The sequence below is a fragment of the Dactylosporangium sp. NPDC000521 genome (assembly GCF_042898305.1).
Classification (GTDB): domain Bacteria; phylum Actinomycetota; class Actinomycetes; order Mycobacteriales; family Micromonosporaceae; genus Dactylosporangium.
Genome location: NZ_JBIAYW010000003.1, coordinates 254,575 through 271,784 on the forward strand (window position 1 = coordinate 254,575; position 17,210 = coordinate 271,784).

Annotated in this window: 15 protein-coding genes, 1 pseudogene and 1 riboswitch; of the genes and pseudogenes, 11 read left to right on the plus strand and 5 right to left on the minus strand. The window is 73.7% G+C overall.

Going from position 1 to position 17,210, the window contains the following annotated elements:
- Positions 1-4 precede the first annotated feature (4 nt).
- Together ACFY3L_RS11340 and ACFY3L_RS11345 are read right to left on the minus strand one after the other, a co-directional pair.
- A complete protein-coding gene (locus tag ACFY3L_RS11340; protein WP_389321635.1) occupies positions 5-949 on the minus strand; it encodes a DMT family transporter in 945 nt (314 codons plus the stop codon).
- Positions 950-991: 42 nt separating this feature from the next.
- On the minus strand, positions 992-1,891 hold the full coding sequence (locus ACFY3L_RS11345; protein WP_389321637.1) for a class I SAM-dependent methyltransferase: 900 nt from the start codon (positions 1,889-1,891) through the stop codon (positions 992-994).
- 47 nt (positions 1,892-1,938) lie between these two features.
- Between ACFY3L_RS11345 and ACFY3L_RS11350 the strand changes: the two genes are divergently transcribed.
- From ACFY3L_RS11350 to ACFY3L_RS11370, 5 genes are all read left to right on the plus strand, one after another.
- Positions 1,939-2,499, plus strand: a complete 561-nt coding sequence (locus ACFY3L_RS11350; protein WP_389321639.1) for a helix-turn-helix domain-containing protein — start codon at positions 1,939-1,941, stop codon at positions 2,497-2,499.
- Between the two features lie 404 nt (positions 2,500-2,903).
- On the plus strand, positions 2,904-3,434 hold the full coding sequence (locus ACFY3L_RS11355; RefSeq protein WP_389321641.1) for an SAV_6107 family HEPN domain-containing protein: 531 nt from the start codon (positions 2,904-2,906) through the stop codon (positions 3,432-3,434).
- A gap of 1,663 nt (positions 3,435-5,097) precedes the next feature.
- The gene (locus ACFY3L_RS11360; protein ID WP_389322590.1) at positions 5,098-5,820 is read left to right on the plus strand and encodes a hypothetical protein; all 723 of its coding nucleotides are present in this window, start codon (positions 5,098-5,100) and stop codon (positions 5,818-5,820) included.
- Between the two features lie 31 nt (positions 5,821-5,851).
- A complete protein-coding gene (locus tag ACFY3L_RS11365; protein ID WP_389322592.1) occupies positions 5,852-7,360 on the plus strand; it encodes a DNA polymerase Y family protein in 1,509 nt (502 codons plus the stop codon).
- Positions 7,360-10,692, plus strand: a complete 3,333-nt coding sequence (locus ACFY3L_RS11370; RefSeq protein WP_389321643.1) for an error-prone DNA polymerase — start codon at positions 7,360-7,362, stop codon at positions 10,690-10,692. The genes ACFY3L_RS11365 and ACFY3L_RS11370 overlap by 1 nt, the downstream gene beginning before the upstream one ends.
- A 15-nt stretch (positions 10,693-10,707) precedes the next feature.
- On the opposite strand, the gene ACFY3L_RS11375 is transcribed toward ACFY3L_RS11370, so the two are convergent.
- Both ACFY3L_RS11375 and ACFY3L_RS11380 read right to left on the minus strand, forming a co-directional pair.
- Positions 10,708-11,106 carry a hypothetical protein gene (locus ACFY3L_RS11375; RefSeq protein WP_389321645.1) on the minus strand — a complete coding sequence of 133 codons (399 nt, stop codon included), beginning with the start codon at positions 11,104-11,106 and terminating at the stop codon, positions 10,708-10,710.
- Positions 11,099-11,464 carry a hypothetical protein gene (locus tag ACFY3L_RS11380; protein WP_389321647.1) on the minus strand — a complete coding sequence of 122 codons (366 nt, stop codon included), beginning with the start codon at positions 11,462-11,464 and terminating at the stop codon, positions 11,099-11,101. Before ACFY3L_RS11380 ends, ACFY3L_RS11375 begins: the two co-directional genes overlap by 8 nt.
- Positions 11,465-11,711: 247 nt before the next feature.
- On the opposite strand from ACFY3L_RS11380, the gene ACFY3L_RS11385 reads away from it, so the two are divergent.
- The gene (locus ACFY3L_RS11385; RefSeq protein WP_389321649.1) at positions 11,712-12,152 is read left to right on the plus strand and encodes a hypothetical protein; all 441 of its coding nucleotides are present in this window, start codon (positions 11,712-11,714) and stop codon (positions 12,150-12,152) included.
- Positions 12,153-12,216: 64 nt separating this feature from the next.
- Here ACFY3L_RS11385 and ACFY3L_RS11390 read toward each other — a convergent pair whose 3' ends face one another.
- Positions 12,217-13,191 carry an aldo/keto reductase gene (locus ACFY3L_RS11390; protein WP_389321651.1) on the minus strand — a complete coding sequence of 325 codons (975 nt, stop codon included), beginning with the start codon at positions 13,189-13,191 and terminating at the stop codon, positions 12,217-12,219.
- Between the two features lie 18 nt (positions 13,192-13,209).
- Here ACFY3L_RS11390 and thiE point away from each other — a divergent pair.
- The 5 genes and pseudogenes from thiE to ACFY3L_RS11415 all read left to right on the plus strand — a co-directional run.
- Positions 13,210-13,821: pseudogene (gene thiE, locus ACFY3L_RS11395) on the plus strand (thiamine phosphate synthase); the annotation flags it as partial.
- A 443-nt stretch (positions 13,822-14,264) separates the two neighbouring features.
- On the plus strand, positions 14,265-15,317 hold the full coding sequence (gene thiO / locus ACFY3L_RS11400; RefSeq protein ID WP_389321653.1) for a glycine oxidase ThiO: 1,053 nt from the start codon (positions 14,265-14,267) through the stop codon (positions 15,315-15,317).
- 25 nt (positions 15,318-15,342) lie between these two features.
- Positions 15,343-15,453: riboswitch (TPP riboswitch) on the plus strand.
- Positions 15,452-15,658, plus strand: a complete 207-nt coding sequence (gene thiS / locus ACFY3L_RS11405; RefSeq protein WP_389322594.1) for a sulfur carrier protein ThiS — start codon at positions 15,452-15,454, stop codon at positions 15,656-15,658. It overlaps the preceding riboswitch by 2 nt.
- A 97-nt stretch (positions 15,659-15,755) precedes the next feature.
- Complete coding sequence (locus ACFY3L_RS11410; protein WP_389322596.1) at positions 15,756-16,502, plus strand: thiazole synthase; 747 nt, start codon at positions 15,756-15,758, stop codon at positions 16,500-16,502.
- Positions 16,496-17,011, plus strand: coding sequence for a thiamine phosphate synthase (locus ACFY3L_RS11415; RefSeq protein WP_389321655.1), 516 nt, complete (start codon positions 16,496-16,498; stop codon positions 17,009-17,011). Before ACFY3L_RS11410 ends, ACFY3L_RS11415 begins: the two co-directional genes overlap by 7 nt.
- The last annotated feature ends 199 nt before the right edge of the window (positions 17,012-17,210 follow it).

Genomic DNA, 17,210 nt, shown 5'->3' on the forward strand with positions numbered 1-17,210 from the left:
GACTCTAGTTCGGGGCACCGACAGTTTCGGGGCGGCGCGGCGCCGCCTTCGTCTGGACGCGGGCGGTCTCGGCGAGCGCGACCCCGGCGAGGATCAGGGCGCCGCCGCAGATCTGCGCCGTGTTCAGGTGCTCGTGCAGGACCAGCCAGGCCACGGCGGTGGCGATCACCGGCTCGGACATGCCGATGATGCCGACGCTCGTCGGCGGCAGGTGCCGCATGGCAGCGGCGAGCAGCAGGTACGGTGCGATCGACCCGCCGACGACGACGTAGATCAGCAGCAGCCAGACGGGCACGCCGTGGGTGGTGACCGTGGTGCGGGCGAAGTCGAAGTCCCACCACGGCCGGACCACCGAGCCGGCGAGCGCCGACACCGCGAACGCGTACGCGGTCAGCGACAGCGTGTCCCTGCTGGCGACGCCGCGGGCGCTGAGCAGGTAGTAGACGGCCAGCAGGACGGCGGCGCCGAGCGCCGCGGCGACCCCGACGGCGTCGAGGCGCAGCTCGCCCCAGATCTCCGCGACGCAGGCGAGCCCGCCGAGGCTCGCGGCGAGCCCCACCCACAGCCGGGGGCGGACCATGTGCCCCTGGACGAAGCGGGCCCACAGCGCCACCAGTACCGGCGCGGTGTATTCGAAGAGCAGGCTGATGCCGACCGGGAGGCGGCCGATCCCGACGAAGTAGAGCATGGGGACGAAGAAGAAGCCGGCCAGCCCGTACGCGACGAGGACCGGCACCTCCCGCCGGGTGATCCGCAGCCGGGACGGCCGGAACGCCAGCGCGAGCGCGAACAGCCCCAGCGCGGCGCCGCCGGCCCGCAGCGTCGTGAGCTGCGGTGCGTCGATGCCGGTGCCGGCGGCGAGCTTGGCGACGGTGCCGTTGACGGCGAACAGGGCGCTGCCGGCGAGGACCATCGCGACGCCGGTGGCGGGCCTTGGCTGGGGGGTCACCCGCAGAAGATACAGGTCAGGTGTGGGAAGCGGTAACGCCCCTTACGGTGTGGCGACCCAGGCGGTTCGCCGTGCTCGCACGGTGAGGTCCGGCCGCGTCGGTACGGCCTCCGCCAACGCCTCCAGTGCGGCCAGGTCCTCGGGGCTCAGCCTTCCTTCGAGTCCTTGACGGAGGCGGCGCAGGGACGTCTGCGCGTAGCGGCCGGTGGCCTCCGGCAGCGGCGGCTCCAGGTCGATCTCGAAGCGACGCTGCGCCTGGACGGTGAACCCGGCGGCGCGCAGCAGCGGGGCCCAGTCGGCGCCGAGGTGCGGCATGTCGCCGGCGCGCATCGCGGTGACGGCCTCGTGGCAGCGGGTCTCGAGCTCGTCGCCGGGCAGGAACCGGGGGAACGCGTCCATCTCGAACGCCACGAGGTGGCCGCCGGGGCGGATCGCGCCGCGGATGCGGGCCAGGCTGGCGACGGGGTCGGCCAGGTGGTGCAGCGAGTTGGCCGCCCACACCAGGTCGGCGTCGGCGGCCTTTGTACCGTCCGCGCCGTCGAGGTCGGCCTCCACGGTGTGGATCCGGTCGGCGAGCCCCGCGGCTTGGGCCTTGTGCCGCAGGTGCTGCAGCATCTGCGGCGACACGTCGACGGCGGTGACCGTCGCGCCGGGGAAGCGGCGGGCCAGCGCGAGGGTGCCGGCGCCGGTGCCGGCCCCGAGGTCGAGCACGGTCGCGACGTCGCCGGTCTGCTCGTGGACCCAGGCCATGACCTCGGTGAGGTGGTCGTGCAGCACCTCGGCGTCGAGGTCGAGGATGTCGGCGAGGTCCTGGTGATCGTGCTGATGGGCATGGCCGTGGGCGTGGGCGTGGTCGTGGGCCTTGTCGTGGCCGTGCGGTTGGTTGTGGGCGTGGCCGTGCGTGTGGCCGTGTACGTGGTCGTGGGTGTGGCTCTGGGTCATGGCTCGACCATAGCCGCGCTTTGCTGTCGCGGCATACAATCTTGCGTATGACGCAAGACGGTGAGCTCGACGGCCTCGTTCGCAAACGGATCCGCGGCCTGCGGGTGGCCAAGGGCTGGTCGCTCGACGACCTCGCCTCGCGCTGCTACCTGAGCCCCTCCACGCTGAGCCGGATCGAGACGGGCCACCGGCGGATCGCCCTGGACCAGCTCGCCCCGATCGCCCGCGCGCTCGGGACCACGCTCGACCAGCTGGTGGAGTCCGTCGACGACGAGGACGTGGTGATCCGCCCCCGGCGCGACGAGGCGCACGGCGTGACCACCTGGATGATGACCCGGGAGCCGGGGCCGCACGGCGTCTCGGTGGCCAAGATGCGCATCACCCGGGCGGTGCCGGAGGAGCTGCGGGTGCATCCGGGCAAGGACTGGTTCACCGTGCTGTCGGGCACCGTCGTGCTGCGGCTGGGGGAGCGGACCATCCTGGTCGAGCCGGGTCAGGCGGCCGCGTTCTCCACCATGACGCCGCACGCGTTCGGCGCCCACGACGGGCCGGCGGAGATCCTCTGCGTGTTCGACCACGACGGCCAGCGCAGTCACCTGCACGAGTGATCATGCGAACGGATGTTCGAAAAATCTGCTCGCGTCGTTGCGACTTTCCCGGCCCCCGGGTGTAGTCTTGTCTCAGTCGAACGAGTGTTCGAACTGCTTCGGGAAGGCGATTCGCGGCGTTCTTCCCGAGCGCGGTCCGCGACACCGCGGAGGCCGGATTTTCGCGGGTCTGGCCTCAGGTGGGGTCGCTGCTCGCCGCCCACGACCCCCGGGCGGCGGGCAGCGGCCCAGCCGGCCCGCCGGCCGGGGGTGGTGTGGGGAAGCTCCACGCCCGGCCGGCGACGTCGCGCCGTTCGACCGTCACACCTGCCCGGCCCGCGTGTCGCCGCTACTCCCCCAGCGACGGCCCGCACGCACCACGGGGACCCAAGCGGGGCCCACCGACGCACCACAGAGGGAGACACATGCCGGCGAACCGTTCGACCCAGCCGTCCAACGTCAGTCGATTCCCGACCGCCCCGGCCACCGCTCCGGTCGCCGCGGCCGGTGGTGCGTCCCGGCAGCAGCTTCCGGTTCCCGCGCATGCGCTTCCCCACCGCACGCCGCGGGAGCTGTTGACCCTCGCCCGCCGAGGCCTCGAAGAGGCGGCGGAGATCCGCACCGACGGCATGCGCTATGCCACCGCCCACCTCGCCGCGCTCCGCGCCGCCGCGGCGGTCCTCGCCGCCAGGGCCGTGCCCGCCGCGCCGGGCCGCCGCAGCAAGGTGACGAGCGTCTGGTCACTGCTGGTGCTCGTCGCGCCCGAGCTGAGCGACTGGGCGGCCTATTTCGCCGCCGGCGCCAGCAAGCGCTCCGCCGCGGAGGCGGGCATCCCGCGGGTGGTCACCGCCCGGGAGGCCGACGACCTCATGCGCTCCGCGGAGCAGTTCATCGCCGTCGTCGAGGTCGGCCTCGGCTTCTCGTATCAGCCCAGGATCGAGGGCCTCGCCAGCTGACCCGCGGCCGTGCCAGGACAGCACCGCCGGACCAGTCGGCCGCAGCCGCAGCCGCAGCCCGGCCCACGGTCCGATCCACAGCCCGGCCTGTCCGGTTCGGTCGGACCAGCCGGACCAGCTGGCCCACCGGGAGCCGCCGCTCCGGCGAGGCCATCCGGACCGGGCTGACCGGCCGGGGCGGTTGTGCTGCCCGGTGGATGGGGTTTCCGGTGGGTGATCGCCCGCCTTGTCGTTTCCTTTGCAACTGGCCACGGATGGCCTCGGTACGCCCATGCCCTGCCGGTTCCCGAAGTGGAGGCGGTGAGGGCCCGGCGTTGAAGAACCCGGCCGGTGAAGCCTGTGAACCACGACTCCCTTGAGCTGCGGCGTTCGGTCCGCGCTCCGCGGGCCTCGAGGCTCGGCGTTCGTGCCGCGGGCGCCGGGCCGGCGCCGGGCCGGTCGCGTCCGCCGTCGTGGTGCACGAAGCCCCTGTTGCCCGAGCCCGGCATGGTCCGGTCCGTCGCCCTGCCGGGTGGTCGTGCTCGGTCGCGGCCGGTTGTGGGTCGGAGGCGGCCTGGTCCGGGTTCGGGTCCGGGTTCATGCCCAGGTTCATGCCCAGGTTCATGCCCAGGTGCGAGTCCAGGTCCAGATGCGAGTGCGGGCTCGGGGTCGAGGCATGGCTTGCGTTCGGGTTGGGGTCCGTGCCGTGGTCGGGGGGCCGGGTTCAGGTCGGCGTCCTCGCCTGATCGGGGGTTGCCGGGGTGTTCGCCCGGTCGGGGCGCAGCGCCGCCGGTCGGGGCGGCGAGGGGGTTCGCATGCGGGACCGGGGCGGACGACGCTCCGGACGATGAACTTCGCGGGCCCGGCGTGATCCAAGGAAGGATCCGGCTGCCAGCGTCGCCGGATCCGGCCTTCGATCATGGTGCGCGGTCGGTGGACCGGGCGGCAGCGGACAAGGTGAGCGGGCCGCCGGTCCGGGTCGTGCCGGGTCGGTGCTGGGCGGCGGCGTGGAGCGGCGCTCCGCGATCTTCCGTGGAGCGGCGATCGAGCTGAGCGTGCAGCGCGGCATCGATGGCGCGGCGGGTGCGCTGACCTGGGGTAGCGGGTTCGCAGGACCGGCCCGGGTCAAGGACGGCAGGGCAGTGGGGACAGCGTCGTGTCAGGGACCGCCGGAGTGGTGGGCCGGGGCGCGGCGGGGGAGAACGGTAGTGGGGGAGCAGGTGCCGTGGCTGGCATGTCGGCTTCGGCGGCCGCCGAGTCCTACGACACGCGCGTCGGCGAGGACGGTGTGAGCGGGGCCGCCGGCGCGAGCGACGCTGCCCTCCGGCGGGGGCCGCGGTCCGTCCCCGCACCCGGCCTCGACCCCGCCCTCGAACCGGCTCACGACTCGGCTCGCGAGTCCCGGGAGGTGCGGGGCGTCCTCGGCATCGTCGGTGGCCGGGAGAGCGGGGAGGACGGCCGCGCGGCACGGGGTGGTGCGGCGGCGGGGCAGCTGCGGACGGTCGGGGACCGGCGGGAGCCCGGGGAGACCGCGCGGAGGCTGGTCGGTGCCGGGGTGGTGCGGCCGGCCGGCGAGCACGCGGCAGGAGCCGGGCGGAGGCCGGCCGGTGCGGGGGTGGTGCGCCCGGCCGGTGAACACGCCGCGGGGGCCGGGGCCGAGCGGGGGCCGGCCGGTGCGGGGGCGGTGCGGCCGGCGGCGGGGGGCGGGGCCGGGCGGGGGCTGGCCGGGCTGGTCGGTGCGGGAGTGGTGCGGCCGGCCAGCGAGCACGCGGCGGGAGCGGGGGCCGGGGCCGGGAAGGTGCTGCCGGTGCTGGCGGGGCTGCGGGCGTTGCTGCCGGGTGGAGGGCTGCGGCGGGGGGCGACGATCGCGGTGCAGACGTCGTCGGTGCTGCTGGCGTTGCTGGCGGCGGCGAGCAGAGCCGGGTCGTGGTGTGCGGTGGTGGGGATGCCGTCGCTGAACCCGGCGGCGGCGGCGGAGATGGGGGTGGCGCTGGAGCGGCTGGCGCTGGTGCCGGACCCGGGAGCCGAGTGGGCGAGCATCGTCGCCGCGCTGCTGGACGGGGTGGACATCGTGGTGGCGGCCGTGCCGGGGTCGGTCGCGCCGGCGGTGGCGGGGCGGCTGGCGGCGCGGGCCAGGCAGCGGGGCAGCGTGCTCATGCCGGCCGGGGTGTGGGCCGGTGCGGACGTGACGGTGGCGCCGGTCCAGCAGACGTGGGGCGGGCTCGGCGAAGGCCGGGGCCGGCTGCGCTGCCGGGAGCTGACGATCCAGGCCCGCGGCCGGGGCGCGGCGAGCGCCGCGCGTGAGGTGACGCTGTGGCTGCCGGCGCTGGAAGGGCCGCTGCCACCCGTCCGCGACGCGAAGATGCCGCGCACCGCCCCCGCCACCACCCTGCGAAGGGTCGGCTGACGTGCCGGCGCCGGAGCAGGCGCAGCGGACGATGGTGATCTGGTGCCCCGACTGGCCGGTGGTGGCGGCGGAGATCGTGGACGGGTATCCGGCGGAGCAGCCGGTGGCGGTGCTGCACGCGAACAGGGTCCTGGCCACGTCGCCGGCGGCGCGGGAGGAAGGGGTACGGCGGGGGCTGCGGAAACGGGAGGCGCAGGGGCGGTGCCCGCACCTGATCGTGCTGGAGCACGACCCGGGGCGGGACATGCGGGCGTACGAGCCGGTGCTCGCGGCCGTCGAGGAGGTCGCGCCGGGGGTGGAGACGCTGCGGCCGGGGGCGTGCGCGCTCGCGGCCAGGGGGCCCGCGCGGTTCTACGGCGGTGAGGCCGCCGCGGCCGAGCGGCTCGTGGAGCAGATCGCGCAGCGGTGCGACGTGGAGGCGCAGGTCGGGGTCGCCGACGGGACGTTCGCGGCGGGGCTGGCCGCGCGGGCCGGGGTGCTCGTGCCGCCGGGGGAGACCCCACAGTTCCTCGCGGACCTGAGCATCAGCGCGCTCGGCCGGCCACAGCTGGCCGACCTGCTGCGGCGGCTCGGGATCCACACGCTCAAGGAGTTCGCGGCGCTGCCGGGGCCGGACGTGCTGGCACGGTTCGGGTTCGACGCGGCGCTCGCGCACCGGCTCGCCGGCGGGCGGGACGAGCGGCCGCTCGCGCCCCGGCAGCCGCCGCCGGACCTGGACGTGACGGAGACGTTCGACGAGCCGGTCGAGCGGGTCGACGCCGCCGCGTTCGCGGCCCGGGGCCTCGCCGAGCGGCTGCACGAAGGGCTCCAGCGGCACGGGCTCGCCTGCACGCGGCTCGGGATCGAGGCGGTCACCGTCACGGGACAGGAGCTGTGGCGGACCTGGCGGCACGACGGCCTGCTGAGCGTCAACGCGATCGCCGACCGGGTCCGCTGGCAGCTCGACGGCTGGCTCAAGAGCAGGCACACCCCGACCGGCGGCATCGCGCGGCTGCGGCTCGTCCCCGAGGGCGTGGTGGAGCACCTCGGGCTGCAGCCGGGGCTGTGGGGCGAGGCCGGCGACGAACGCGACCGCGCCCACCGGGCCCTCACCCGCGTCCAGGGGCTCCTCGGCCCCGACGCGGTCCTCACCGCGGTCCTCGACGGCGGGCGCGCCGACAGCAGCCGGATCCGGCTCGTGGCGTTCGGCGACGAACGGGTCGCGCGGGGCGCCGACGCGCCGTGGCCGGGGCGGCTGCCGTCACCGTCGCCGGCGACCGTGTACCGGGAGCCGCTGCCCGCCGCCGTCACCGACAAGGACGGGCAGGTGGTGCGGGTCGGCGGGCGCCTGGAGCTCAGCGGCGCCCCGGCGTACATCCAGACAGGCGGGGAGCCGCAGCAGGTGATCGCGTGGGCCGGGCCGTGGCCGGTCGACGAACGCTGGTGGGACGACGAAGGGGCCAGCCGCCGCGTCCGGTTCCAGCTCCGGCTCGCCGACGAGCGGGCGATCCTGGCGGTCCTCGAGGACGGCGCCTGGCGCGTGGAAGGGCTCTACGACTGATGGGATTCAGCAACCCCGACATCCCCTGGCGGGAGTTCGAACGGAAACTGACCGGCAGGGGCGCCGGGAAAGGCGAGTACCACCCGGACGTCCTCGCCGCCGACGACGGCGACGGCGGGGACTCGCCGGCGTGGACCCGCAAACGCGAGGCGTACACGGCACCCCCGCTGGAAAAGCCCACCGACGCGGTCCCGTACGCCGAACTGCACTGCCACACCAACTTCAGCTTCCTCGACGGGGCCAGCCACCCCGAAGAGCTCGCCGAGACCGCGGCCCGCCTCGGCCTGGAAGCCGTCGCGATCACCGACCACGACGGCTTCTACGGCGTCGTCCGGTTCGCGGAGGCGGCCAGGGAGCTCGACATCCGGACCGTGTTCGGCGCGGAGCTGTCGCTGGGGCTGCCCGGCCCGCAGAACGGCGAACCCGACCCGCTCGGCCGGCACCTGCTCGTCCTGGCGCGGGGTCCGCAGGGGTACGCGCGGCTCGCCCGCACCATCAGCGAGGCCCACTTCCGGGGCGGTGAGAAGGGCCGGCCGGTGTACGACCTGGAGGAGACCGCGGCGACCCTCAAGGACCACGCGCTGATCCTCACCGGCTGCCGGAAGGGGCATGTCCCGGCGGCGCTGCTGGAGCACGGTCCGGAGCAGGCAGCGCGCGAACTGGACCGGCTCGTAGCGCTGTTCGGCCCCGAATCGGTGGCGGTGGAGCTGACGTCGCACGGCGACCCGCACGACGACGAGCGCAACGACGCCCTCGCCGACCTCGCCGACGCGAGGAACCTGCCGACGGTCGCGACGAACAACGTCCACTACGCGACCCCGGGCCGCCGGCGGCTGGCGACCGCGCTCGCCGCCGTCCGCGCCCGGCGCGGCCTCGACGACATCGACGGCTGGCTGCCCGCCGCCGGCACCGCCCACCTGCGCGGCGGCGCGGAGATGGCGGCCCGGTTCGCGGCCTGGCCCGGCGCCGTCGCCAGAGCCGCCGCGTACGGCCGGGAGCTCGCGTTCGACCTGCAGCTCGTCGCGCCGCGGCTGCCGGACTACCCGGTGCCGCGGCCCGGCATGTCGGAGATGGACTGGCTGCGGCACCTGACGATGACGAAGGCCGCCGACCGCTACCGCGGCAACGCGAAGGCGTACGCGCAGCTGGAGCACGAACTGGCCCTGATCGAAGAGCTGAACTTCCCCGGCTACTTCCTCGTCGTGTACGACATCGTCACCTTCTGCAAGGAGAACAACATCTACTGCCAGGGCCGCGGATCCGCGGCGAACTCGGCGGTCTGTTTCGCGCTCGGCATCACCAACGTCGACGCCGTCAAATGGGGCCTGCTGTTCGAGCGGTTCCTGTCCCCGGAACGCGACGGGCCACCCGACATCGACATCGACATCGAGTCCGATCAGCGCGAAAAAGTCATCCAGCACGTCTACGAGAAGTACGGCCGGCGCTACACCGCCCAGGTCGCGAACGTCATCTCGTACCGGCCGAAATCCGCGGTCCGGGACATGGCGAAAGCATTCGGGCACTCGCCGGGGCAGCAGGACGCGTGGAGCAGGCAGGTCGAACGGTGGGGTGACGTGAGCACCGCCGACGTCGACGACATCCCGCGGCCGGTCCTCGACTTCGCCAACGAACTGCAGACCTTCCCGCGGCACCTCGGCATCCACTCCGGCGGCATGGTCATCTGCGACCGGCCCGTCATCGAGGTGTGCCCCGTCGAGCACGCGAGAATGGCGGGCCGCACCGTCCTGCAGTGGGACAAGGACGACTGCGCGGCCGCCGGGCTCGTCAAGTTCGACCTGCTCGGCCTCGGCATGCTGTCGGCGCTGCGCTACGCGTTCGAGATGATCGGCGGCGAGCTCGACATCTCCCTCATGCCGCTGGACGACCCCGAGGTCTACGACATGCTGTGCCGGGCCGACTCCGTCGGGGTGTTCCAGGTGGAGAGCCGCGCGCAGATGGCGACCCTGCCCCGGCTCAAGCCGCGCGAGTTCTACGACCTGGTCGTCGAGGTGGCACTGATCCGTCCAGGACCCATCCAAGGCGGCTCGGTCCACCCGTACATCCGCCGCAAGAACAAACAGGAGAAGGTCACCTATCCGCATCCGCTGCTGGAACCGTCGCTGAAGAAGACCCTCGGCGTGCCGCTCTTCCAGGAACAGCTGATGCAGATGGCGATCGACGTCGCCGGGTTCACCCCCGCCGAATCCGACGAGCTGCGCCGCGCCATGGGGTCGAAACGGTCGATGGAGCGCATGCGTCGCATTCGTCAGCGCCTGTACGAAGGAATGGCCGGCAACGGGATCACCGGCACGCTCGCCGACGAACTGTTCGACAAGCTGTCCGCGTTCGCGAACTACGGCTTCCCGGAAAGCCACGCGATGAGCTTCGCCTATCTCGTGTACGCGAGCGCCTGGCTGAAGCGCTACCACCCCGCGGCGTTCTGCGCGGCACTGCTCAACGCGCAGCCGATGGGGTTCTACTCGCCGCAGTCGCTCGTCGACGACGCCCGCCGGCACGGCGTCACCGTCCGCCGCCCCGACGTCAACCTCAGCGACGCCCGGGCCACGCTGGAGCCGCCCCTGCCGTCGGAGGTTTCCGTGGACGGGCCCGCCGGCTGGGGGCGGGGCGGGCCGGTCGTCCGGCTCGGGCTGTCCGCGGTCCGGTCCCTCGGCGACGCCGTCGCCGAACGGATCGAGGCGGTGCGCGCCGGCGGCGGGCCGTTCACGTCGATGAGCGACCTCGCCCGGCGGGCCGGCCTCACCACCCCGCACCTGGAGGCCCTCGCCACCGCGGACGCGTTCGCCGGGCTCGGGCTCAGCCGGCGGGAGGCGCTGTGGGCGGCGGGCGCGGCGGCGCGGGAGACGGAAGGGCGGCTGCCCGGCACGACCGGCGGCCTCGAAGCGCCGATGCTGCCCGGGATGGACGCCGTGGAGCGCATGATCGCCGACGTGTGGGCGACCGGCCTGGCGCCGGACGCGCACCCGGCGCAGTTCGCGCGGGACTACCTCGACCGGATCGGCGCGCTGCCCGTGGAGCGGCTGCACACCGTCGACCACGGGCGCAGGGTCTCCGTCGGCGGGATCGTCACGCATCGCCAGCGCCCGGCGACCGCGGCCGGGGTCACGTTCATCAACCTGGAGGACGAGACCGGGATGCTCAACGTCACCTGCACGCCGGGGCTGTGGCAGCGGTACCGGAGGGTCGCCCGGACCGCGAACGCGATGGTCGTCCGCGGTGTCCTCGAGAAGGTCGAGGGCGTGCTCAACCTGCGGGCCGACCACCTGGCGGCGCTGAGCCTGCCGATCCGGTCGGCGTCCCGCGACTTCCGGTGACCCCCGCTGGGGATTTTATGTGGATTCGTTCTTTTTCGTCCGCAGCAGCCACCAGAGGCCGACGACGGGCAGGACCAGCGGGACGTAGCCGTACCCCTGGCCGTAGTCGGACCAGACGGTGGCGTCCGGGAACGCCTCGCTGTCCACCACGCTGAGCGTGCCGACGCTGAGGACGCCGAGCAGTTCGAACCCGCAGGCGGCGAGCGCGACCCGGCGGGCGCCGCGGGCGAGGGCGACGGTGGCGACGATGTAGACGGCCGCGGCGAGCGCCGACAGCGTGTACGCGAGGGGTGCGTCACCGAACTTCGTCGCGATCTGCACGCTCGCGCGGGCGGACGTGGCGAGCGCGAACACGCCGTAGATCGCGACGAGGACCCGGCCGGGCCCCTTGCGGATGGTGGTGTCGTCAGCCATTCCAGATCTGTCCGAGTCGCAGGATGAGCACCGGCACGATGACGGCGGCGCTGCCGATGAGCAGGGAGCCCCAGCGGGTCGGCTCCATCCTGGCGAGGACGGCACCGGCGGGCGGCAGGAGCACCGCCGTCAGCATGTACCCGACGAGGGTGACGACCTCGCCGCCCTCCTCCGGGCCGTGCCCGCGGGCGAGCCCGATGCCGAGCGCGACGACCTGCGCCAGCACGAGCAGCCCGACGACACCCAGCCCCAGGAACAGCGGGCGGGTCGGTTCGCGGTGCCGGAAGAACTCGGCGAACGCCCAGGCAGCGAGGGCGAGCGACAGCACGTACACGGCGACTGCCAGAGGCCCGATCACGGCCGTCAGCGTAATGCCGCGGGCCCGGAGCGCCCGCCCCGGGTGATGACACTGGGGACATCGGGTTCGAACGGCGCCCCCAGCTGCCGGGGAACACGTCCCGCGGCGCGCCGCCGGTTCGGGACTGTCGCCTACCTGGCACTGCGCTGGGCGGTGGCACGTTTCGGGGATTCAATGCTTTCCGAGAACGCCTAACGTCATGGGTGACAGCAAGGCAACACGGACATCAGTGAGCTGGGGGAATGACATGAGCGAGTGGGACAGCGGCGACACCGGCGACCACGGTTACGACGGCGGCACCGACTACGGTCACGCGGAGGCCGGCGCGGACCATGAGTCGCTGAACCAGCTGCACGAGGTGAACGCGGCTGACAGCAACTACGACTCGAACTTCGGCGTGTACGAGCAGGACTCCCAGTCGGCCGAGTCGACGTCGTTCGACCAGGGCCACGAGGTCTCGTACAGCACGCCGGCGGGTGTGGAGTACCACGAGTCGGACTTCACCTCGTACGACCACAACGAGGTGAACGCCGACCACGTGTTCGCCGCGGAGGGCGAGGAGCACGCGTCGGTGTCGGAGTACAGCGAGCTCGAGGCCCTGCAGGCCCGCCTCGACAGCACGTTCGCTTCGACCACGCAGCTGCACGCCGACGGCGGCGGCGCCGCGCTGGGTGTCGCCTCCAACTGAGTTCCGCAACGAAAGGCCGGCCCTCCCGGGCCGGCCTTTCGTTGTTGCGGCGGGTCCGGGACGTTCAGTGGCCCAGGACGGGGTGCGGCACGTACGGCGCCTCGAGCCGCTCGATCTCCTTGTCGTCCAGGGTCAGCTCGGTCGCGGCGATCGCGTCCTCCAGGTGCGACAGCTTCGTCGCGCCCACGATCGGGGCCGTGACGACCGGCTTGGACAGCAGCCACGCGAGCGCCACCTGCGCCGGAGCGACCCCGCGCTCGCCGGCCACCTCCGCGTTGACGTCCACGACGGCGAAGTCGTCGTCGGTGTACATGGAGCTGAACGCGTCACTCGCGGCCCTCGTCGTGCGCCGCTCGTCGCCCCGCCCGCGGTTGCCGGCCAGCATGCCCCTGGCCAGGGGGCTCCACGGGATGACGCCGATGCCCTGGTCGGCGCAGAGCGGCAGCATCTCCCGCTCCTCCTCGCGGTACACGAGGTTGTAGTGGTTCTGCATCGACACGAACTCGGTCCAGCCGTTGACCCGGGCCGTGTGCTGCAGTTTCGCGAACTGCCACGCGTACATGCTGGAAGCGCCGATGTAGCGGGCCTTCCCCGACCGCACGACGTCGTGCAGCGCCGCCATGGTCTCCTCGACCGGGGTCTCCGGGTCGAAGCGGTGGATCTGGTACAGGTCGACGTGGTCGACGCCGAGCCGCCGCAGCGAGTTGTCGATGCCGGCGAGGATGTGCTTGCGCGACAGCCCGGAGTCGTTGGGCCGGTCGCTCATCACGCCGAACACCTTCGTGGCCAGCACGTAGTCGTCGCGGCGCGGGAAGTGTTTCGCCAGCAGCCGCCCCGTCACGGTCTCGCTGGCGCCGAGTGAGTAGACGTCGGCGGTGTCGAAGAACGTGATCCCGGCCTCGACGGCACGCCGCACGAACGGGTCCGCGGCCTCCTCGTCGAGCACCCAGTCACGCCACGACGGATCGCCGTAGCTCATCATGCCGAGACAGATCTCGGAGACCTTCAGCCCGGTCCGGCCAAGTCGCACCTGCTTCATGTCTGAAAAACTATCGCGGTGCAGACGCTCGGACGCCTTCATCTCATCACGGACACCCGCCCCGGCCGCGACGTCCTCGGCGTCGTCGGGCACGCGCTCGCCGCCGGCTTCACCGTCGTCCAGGTCCGCCCGGAGGACAGCGTCACCGACCGCGAGGCGTACGAACTCACCCTGCGCGTCATCACCCTCTGCCGCGCCGCCGGCGCCGTCTGCCTCGTCAACGACCGCCTGCACATCGCCCTCGCCGCCGGTGCCGACGGCGCCCACGTCGGGGCCGACGACCTGCCCGTGTCCGCCGCCCGCCGCGTCCTGGGCCCGCACGCGATCCTCGGCGCGACCGCCCGCAACCCCGTCTCGGCCCGCCAGGCGGTCGCCGACGGGGCCTCCTATCTCGGCGTCGGCCCCGCGTACGCGACCACCACGAAGACCGGCCTCCCCGCCGCCATCGGCCCTGCCGGCGTGCGCGCCGTCGTCGAGGCGGTCGACGTCCCGGTCATCGCCATCGGCGGCGTCACACCGTCCCGCGCCGCGACCCTGTTCGCGGCGGGCGCCCATGCCGTCGCCGTGGTCGGCGCGATGAGCACCGCCCCCGACCCCGCCGCGGCGGCCGCCGCCTTCGCCGCCGTCCTCGCCGCCGCCCCTCCGTCGCCGGCATCACCGGTCCCGGTGCTCCGTTCCCATGCCGATTCCGCGACGGCTCCCGCAACCGGCTTCGGGGCGGCTTCCGGGAATGCTCACCCGGCCGCCTCCATGACCACCTCGACCTCCACCTCTTCGTCGGTCGCGCCTTCGTCGGTCGCGCCTTCGTCGGTCGCGCCTTCGCCGGTTGTGCCTTCGCCGGCCGCGCCCTCTTCAACCACCCCCTCCACGTCCAACTCGACCGCCTTCTCTTCGCCCGACAAATGCGAAATGTCGGATAAATCCGGGCGCTTGCGCCTGGATTCATCCGGGGGAGGCGGGTCTCACCCGTCCGGGGGAGGTGGTGAGCTGCGGGTGCAATCGCCGGGTGGTTTCCGTGCCAGCGGCCATGTTGCGCCGTCGGGGCGGGGGCAGATTTCCGCTGGAGGGGTCGCGTGAAGGTCGGGATCGTCGGGGGAGGGATCGTCGGGCTCAGTATCGCGTGGGAGCTGGCGCGGCGGGGGGAGCAGGTCACCGTGTACGACCGGGACCCGCGGCGCGGGGCGGGCCGGGTCGCGGCGGGGATGTTGGCGCCGGCGGCCGAGGCGAGCTTCGGGGAGGAGGCGCTGCAGGAGCTGATGCTCGAGTCGATGCGGCGCTGGCCCGCGTTCGCGGCGGAGCTGAGCGCGGCGACCGGGATGCCGCTGGGGTACCGGACGGAGGGGACGCTGCTCGTCGCGCTCACCGAGGACGACCTCACCGAGGTGCGGCGGCTCGTCGACTACTACCTGCGGGCGGGGCTGCCGGTCGAGCCGCTGCAGGGGCGGAAGCTCCGGGAGCTGGAGCCGATGCTCAGCCCGCGGGTCCGGGGCGGGGCGAAGGCGGCCGGGGATCATCAGGTCGACCCGCGGCTGCTGCTCGCGGCGCTGCGGTCGGAGCGGCTGCCGGTCACGTGGGTGGAGCGGGACGTCGAGGATCCGTCCAGCCTGCGGGACGATGTGATCATCATCGCGACCGGTGCCGGGATCGCGCGGGTGACGGGGTTGCCGGTGCGGCCGGTGAAGGGACAGCTGCTCCGGTTGCGGGGTGCCGAGCCGCTGCTCACGCACGTGGTGCGGGGCGTCGCGCTGGGGCGTCACGTGTACCTGGTGCCGCGCGCCGACGGGGAGCTGGTCGTCGGGGCGACGGAGGAGGAGCGCGGCGCCGACACGACGGTGACCGCCGGTGGGGTGCTCGACCTGCTGCGTCCGGCCGCGGACCTGCTGCCGGGGGTCGCCGAGCTGGCGCTCGCGGAGACCCTCGCCGGACTGCGGCCGGGGACCCCGGACAACGCCCCGATCCTCGGCCGGCTCGAAGGGCAGACGCACGACAACGTGTACGTCGCGGGCGGCCACTACCGGCACGGAGTGCTCCTCGCACCGGTCACCGCGCACGCCATCGCCGACCTGGTCACCAAGGGATCGACGGATGTGGACATCAGTGCGTACGGGGTGAGCCGCTTTACCTGAGGACCGCGGCGGGGTTATGGTCAGCTCGTACCCCACGGGAGTCCGGTATGACCGGGCTGAGAGGGGGGCTGTCAGCCCCCGACCGTCGAACCTGATCCGGATCATGCCGGCGCAGGGAGTCAGGAGTGAGCCGTATGCAGCTCGTGGTCAACGCGGTCGCCGCCGATGTGGACGACACCGCGACCGTCGCCGACGTCGTCCGTGGCCTCGCCGGGGTCGAGGACCCGCGGGGCGTCGCCGTCGCGTTGAACGGGTCCGTCGTGCCGAGAGCAAACTGGGCCGAGACCAGGCCGGTCGACGGCGACACCATCGACGTCCTCACGGCGGTCCAAGGTGGCTGACCTCGGCAACAGCGCCGGCAACGGCATTGGCACCGCTACCGGCAACGGCATCGGCAGCGCCGCCGGCATCGGCAGTGGCGACGGCGCGACGCTCACCATCGCCGGGGTGGAGCTGCCGTCGCGGCTCATCCTCGGCACCGGCGGGGCGACCAGCCACGCCGCGCTCGAGGCCGCGATCCGGGCCAGCGGCACCGGGCTCGTCACGGTCGCGCTGCGCAGGCTCGACCCGGGCGCGCCGTCGCTGCTCGACGTCGTCGAACGGTGCGGCGTGCGGCTGCTGCCCAACACCGCCGGCTGCTACACGGCGACCGAGGCGGTGAAGCTCGCCCACCTGGCCAGGGAGGCGTTCGACACGGCGTGGGTCAAGCTGGAGGTCATCGGCGACGAGGAGACGCTGCTGCCCGACGCGGTCGAGCTGGTCACCGCCGCGGAGCGGCTCGTCGAGGACGGGTTCACGGTCCTGCCGTACACCACCGACGATCCGGTGCTCGCCCAGCGGCTCGCCGACGCCGGATGCGCCGCGGTCATGCCGCTCGGCGCGCCCATCGGCTCCGGCCTCGGCATCCGCAACCCGCACAACATCGCGCTCATCCGGCAGAAGGTGGCCGTGCCGGTCATCCTCGACGCCGGGATCGGCACCGCCTCCGACGCGGCCCTGGCGATGGAGCTCGGCTGCGACGGGGTGCTGCTCGCGACCGCGGTCACCCGCGCCGAGCACCCCGCGCGCATGGCGGAGGCGATGCGGCTCGCCGTCGAAGCGGGCCGCCTCGCGCACACCGCCGGGAGGATCCCGCGCCGCCTGTACGCGACCGCCTCGAGCCCGATGGGGGGACTGCCATGGTGACGAGGCTGGTGCTGTTCACCGACCGCCGGCAGGCGCACCGGCCGCTCGACGAGGTGGTCAACCGCGCGATCGACGGGGGCGCGCGGCTGGTCGTCCTCGGCGAGCAGGACCTGCCCGACGGCGAGCGCGCGGCCCTCGCCGACCGGCTCCGCGGCATGCTCGACGGCGTCAAGGGCCGCCTCGTGCTGGCGGAGGACACGACCGCGTTCCGCAAGTGCCACGACCAGGCGGAGCTCTTCGCCGCGGCCGAGGCGAAGGTGGGGTTCGCGACCCTGTCGCCGATCTTCCCGACCCGGTCCAAACCCGGCTACGGCCCCCCGCTGGGCCTGGCCGCCCTCGCCAGGATGGCTCTGGTCGTCCCGCTGCCGGTGTACGCGCTGGGCGGCGTCGACTCGCCGGCGCGGGTCCGGGACTGCCTCGACGAGGGGGCCGCCGGCGTCGCCGTCATGGGCGCCGTCATGCGCGCCGACGACCCCGCGAGGTTCGTCAAGGAGCTGATGACGGCGTGACCGCCCCGGAGCGTAGCGGAGGGGTGGGCACCATGGGCGCGGTCCGTCGGTCAGGCCGACGCCGGAGCGCAGCGGAGGTGGCGGCGTGACCGGCCCGGAGCGCAGCGGAGGGGTGGGCACCATGGGCGCAGTTCGTCGGTCAGGCCGACGCCGGAGCGCAGCGGAGGTGGCGGCATGACCGCCCCGGAGCGGAGCGGAA

Bases quoted from the DNA above. Each gene is read 5' to 3' on its own strand.
- ACFY3L_RS11415 (WP_389321655.1), top strand. From the start codon at position 16,496: ATGGTGACGAGGCTGGTGCTGTTCACCGACCGCCGGCAGGCGCACCGG.
- ACFY3L_RS11365 (WP_389322592.1), top strand. From the start codon at position 5,852: ATGGTGATCTGGTGCCCCGACTGGCCGGTGGTGGCGGCGGAGATCGTG.
- thiS (WP_389322594.1), top strand. From the start codon at position 15,452: ATGCAGCTCGTGGTCAACGCGGTCGCCGCCGATGTGGACGACACCGCG.
- ACFY3L_RS11350 (WP_389321639.1), top strand. From the start codon at position 1,939: ATGACGCAAGACGGTGAGCTCGACGGCCTCGTTCGCAAACGGATCCGC.
- ACFY3L_RS11355 (WP_389321641.1), top strand. From the start codon at position 2,904: ATGCCGGCGAACCGTTCGACCCAGCCGTCCAACGTCAGTCGATTCCCG.
- ACFY3L_RS11345 (WP_389321637.1), bottom strand. From the start codon at position 1,891: ATGACCCAGAGCCACACCCACGACCACGTACACGGCCACACGCACGGC.
- ACFY3L_RS11370 (WP_389321643.1), top strand. From the start codon at position 7,360: ATGGGATTCAGCAACCCCGACATCCCCTGGCGGGAGTTCGAACGGAAA.
- ACFY3L_RS11390 (WP_389321651.1), bottom strand. From the start codon at position 13,191: ATGAAGCAGGTGCGACTTGGCCGGACCGGGCTGAAGGTCTCCGAGATC.
- ACFY3L_RS11375 (WP_389321645.1), bottom strand. From the start codon at position 11,106: ATGGCTGACGACACCACCATCCGCAAGGGGCCCGGCCGGGTCCTCGTC.
- ACFY3L_RS11385 (WP_389321649.1), top strand. From the start codon at position 11,712: ATGAGCGAGTGGGACAGCGGCGACACCGGCGACCACGGTTACGACGGC.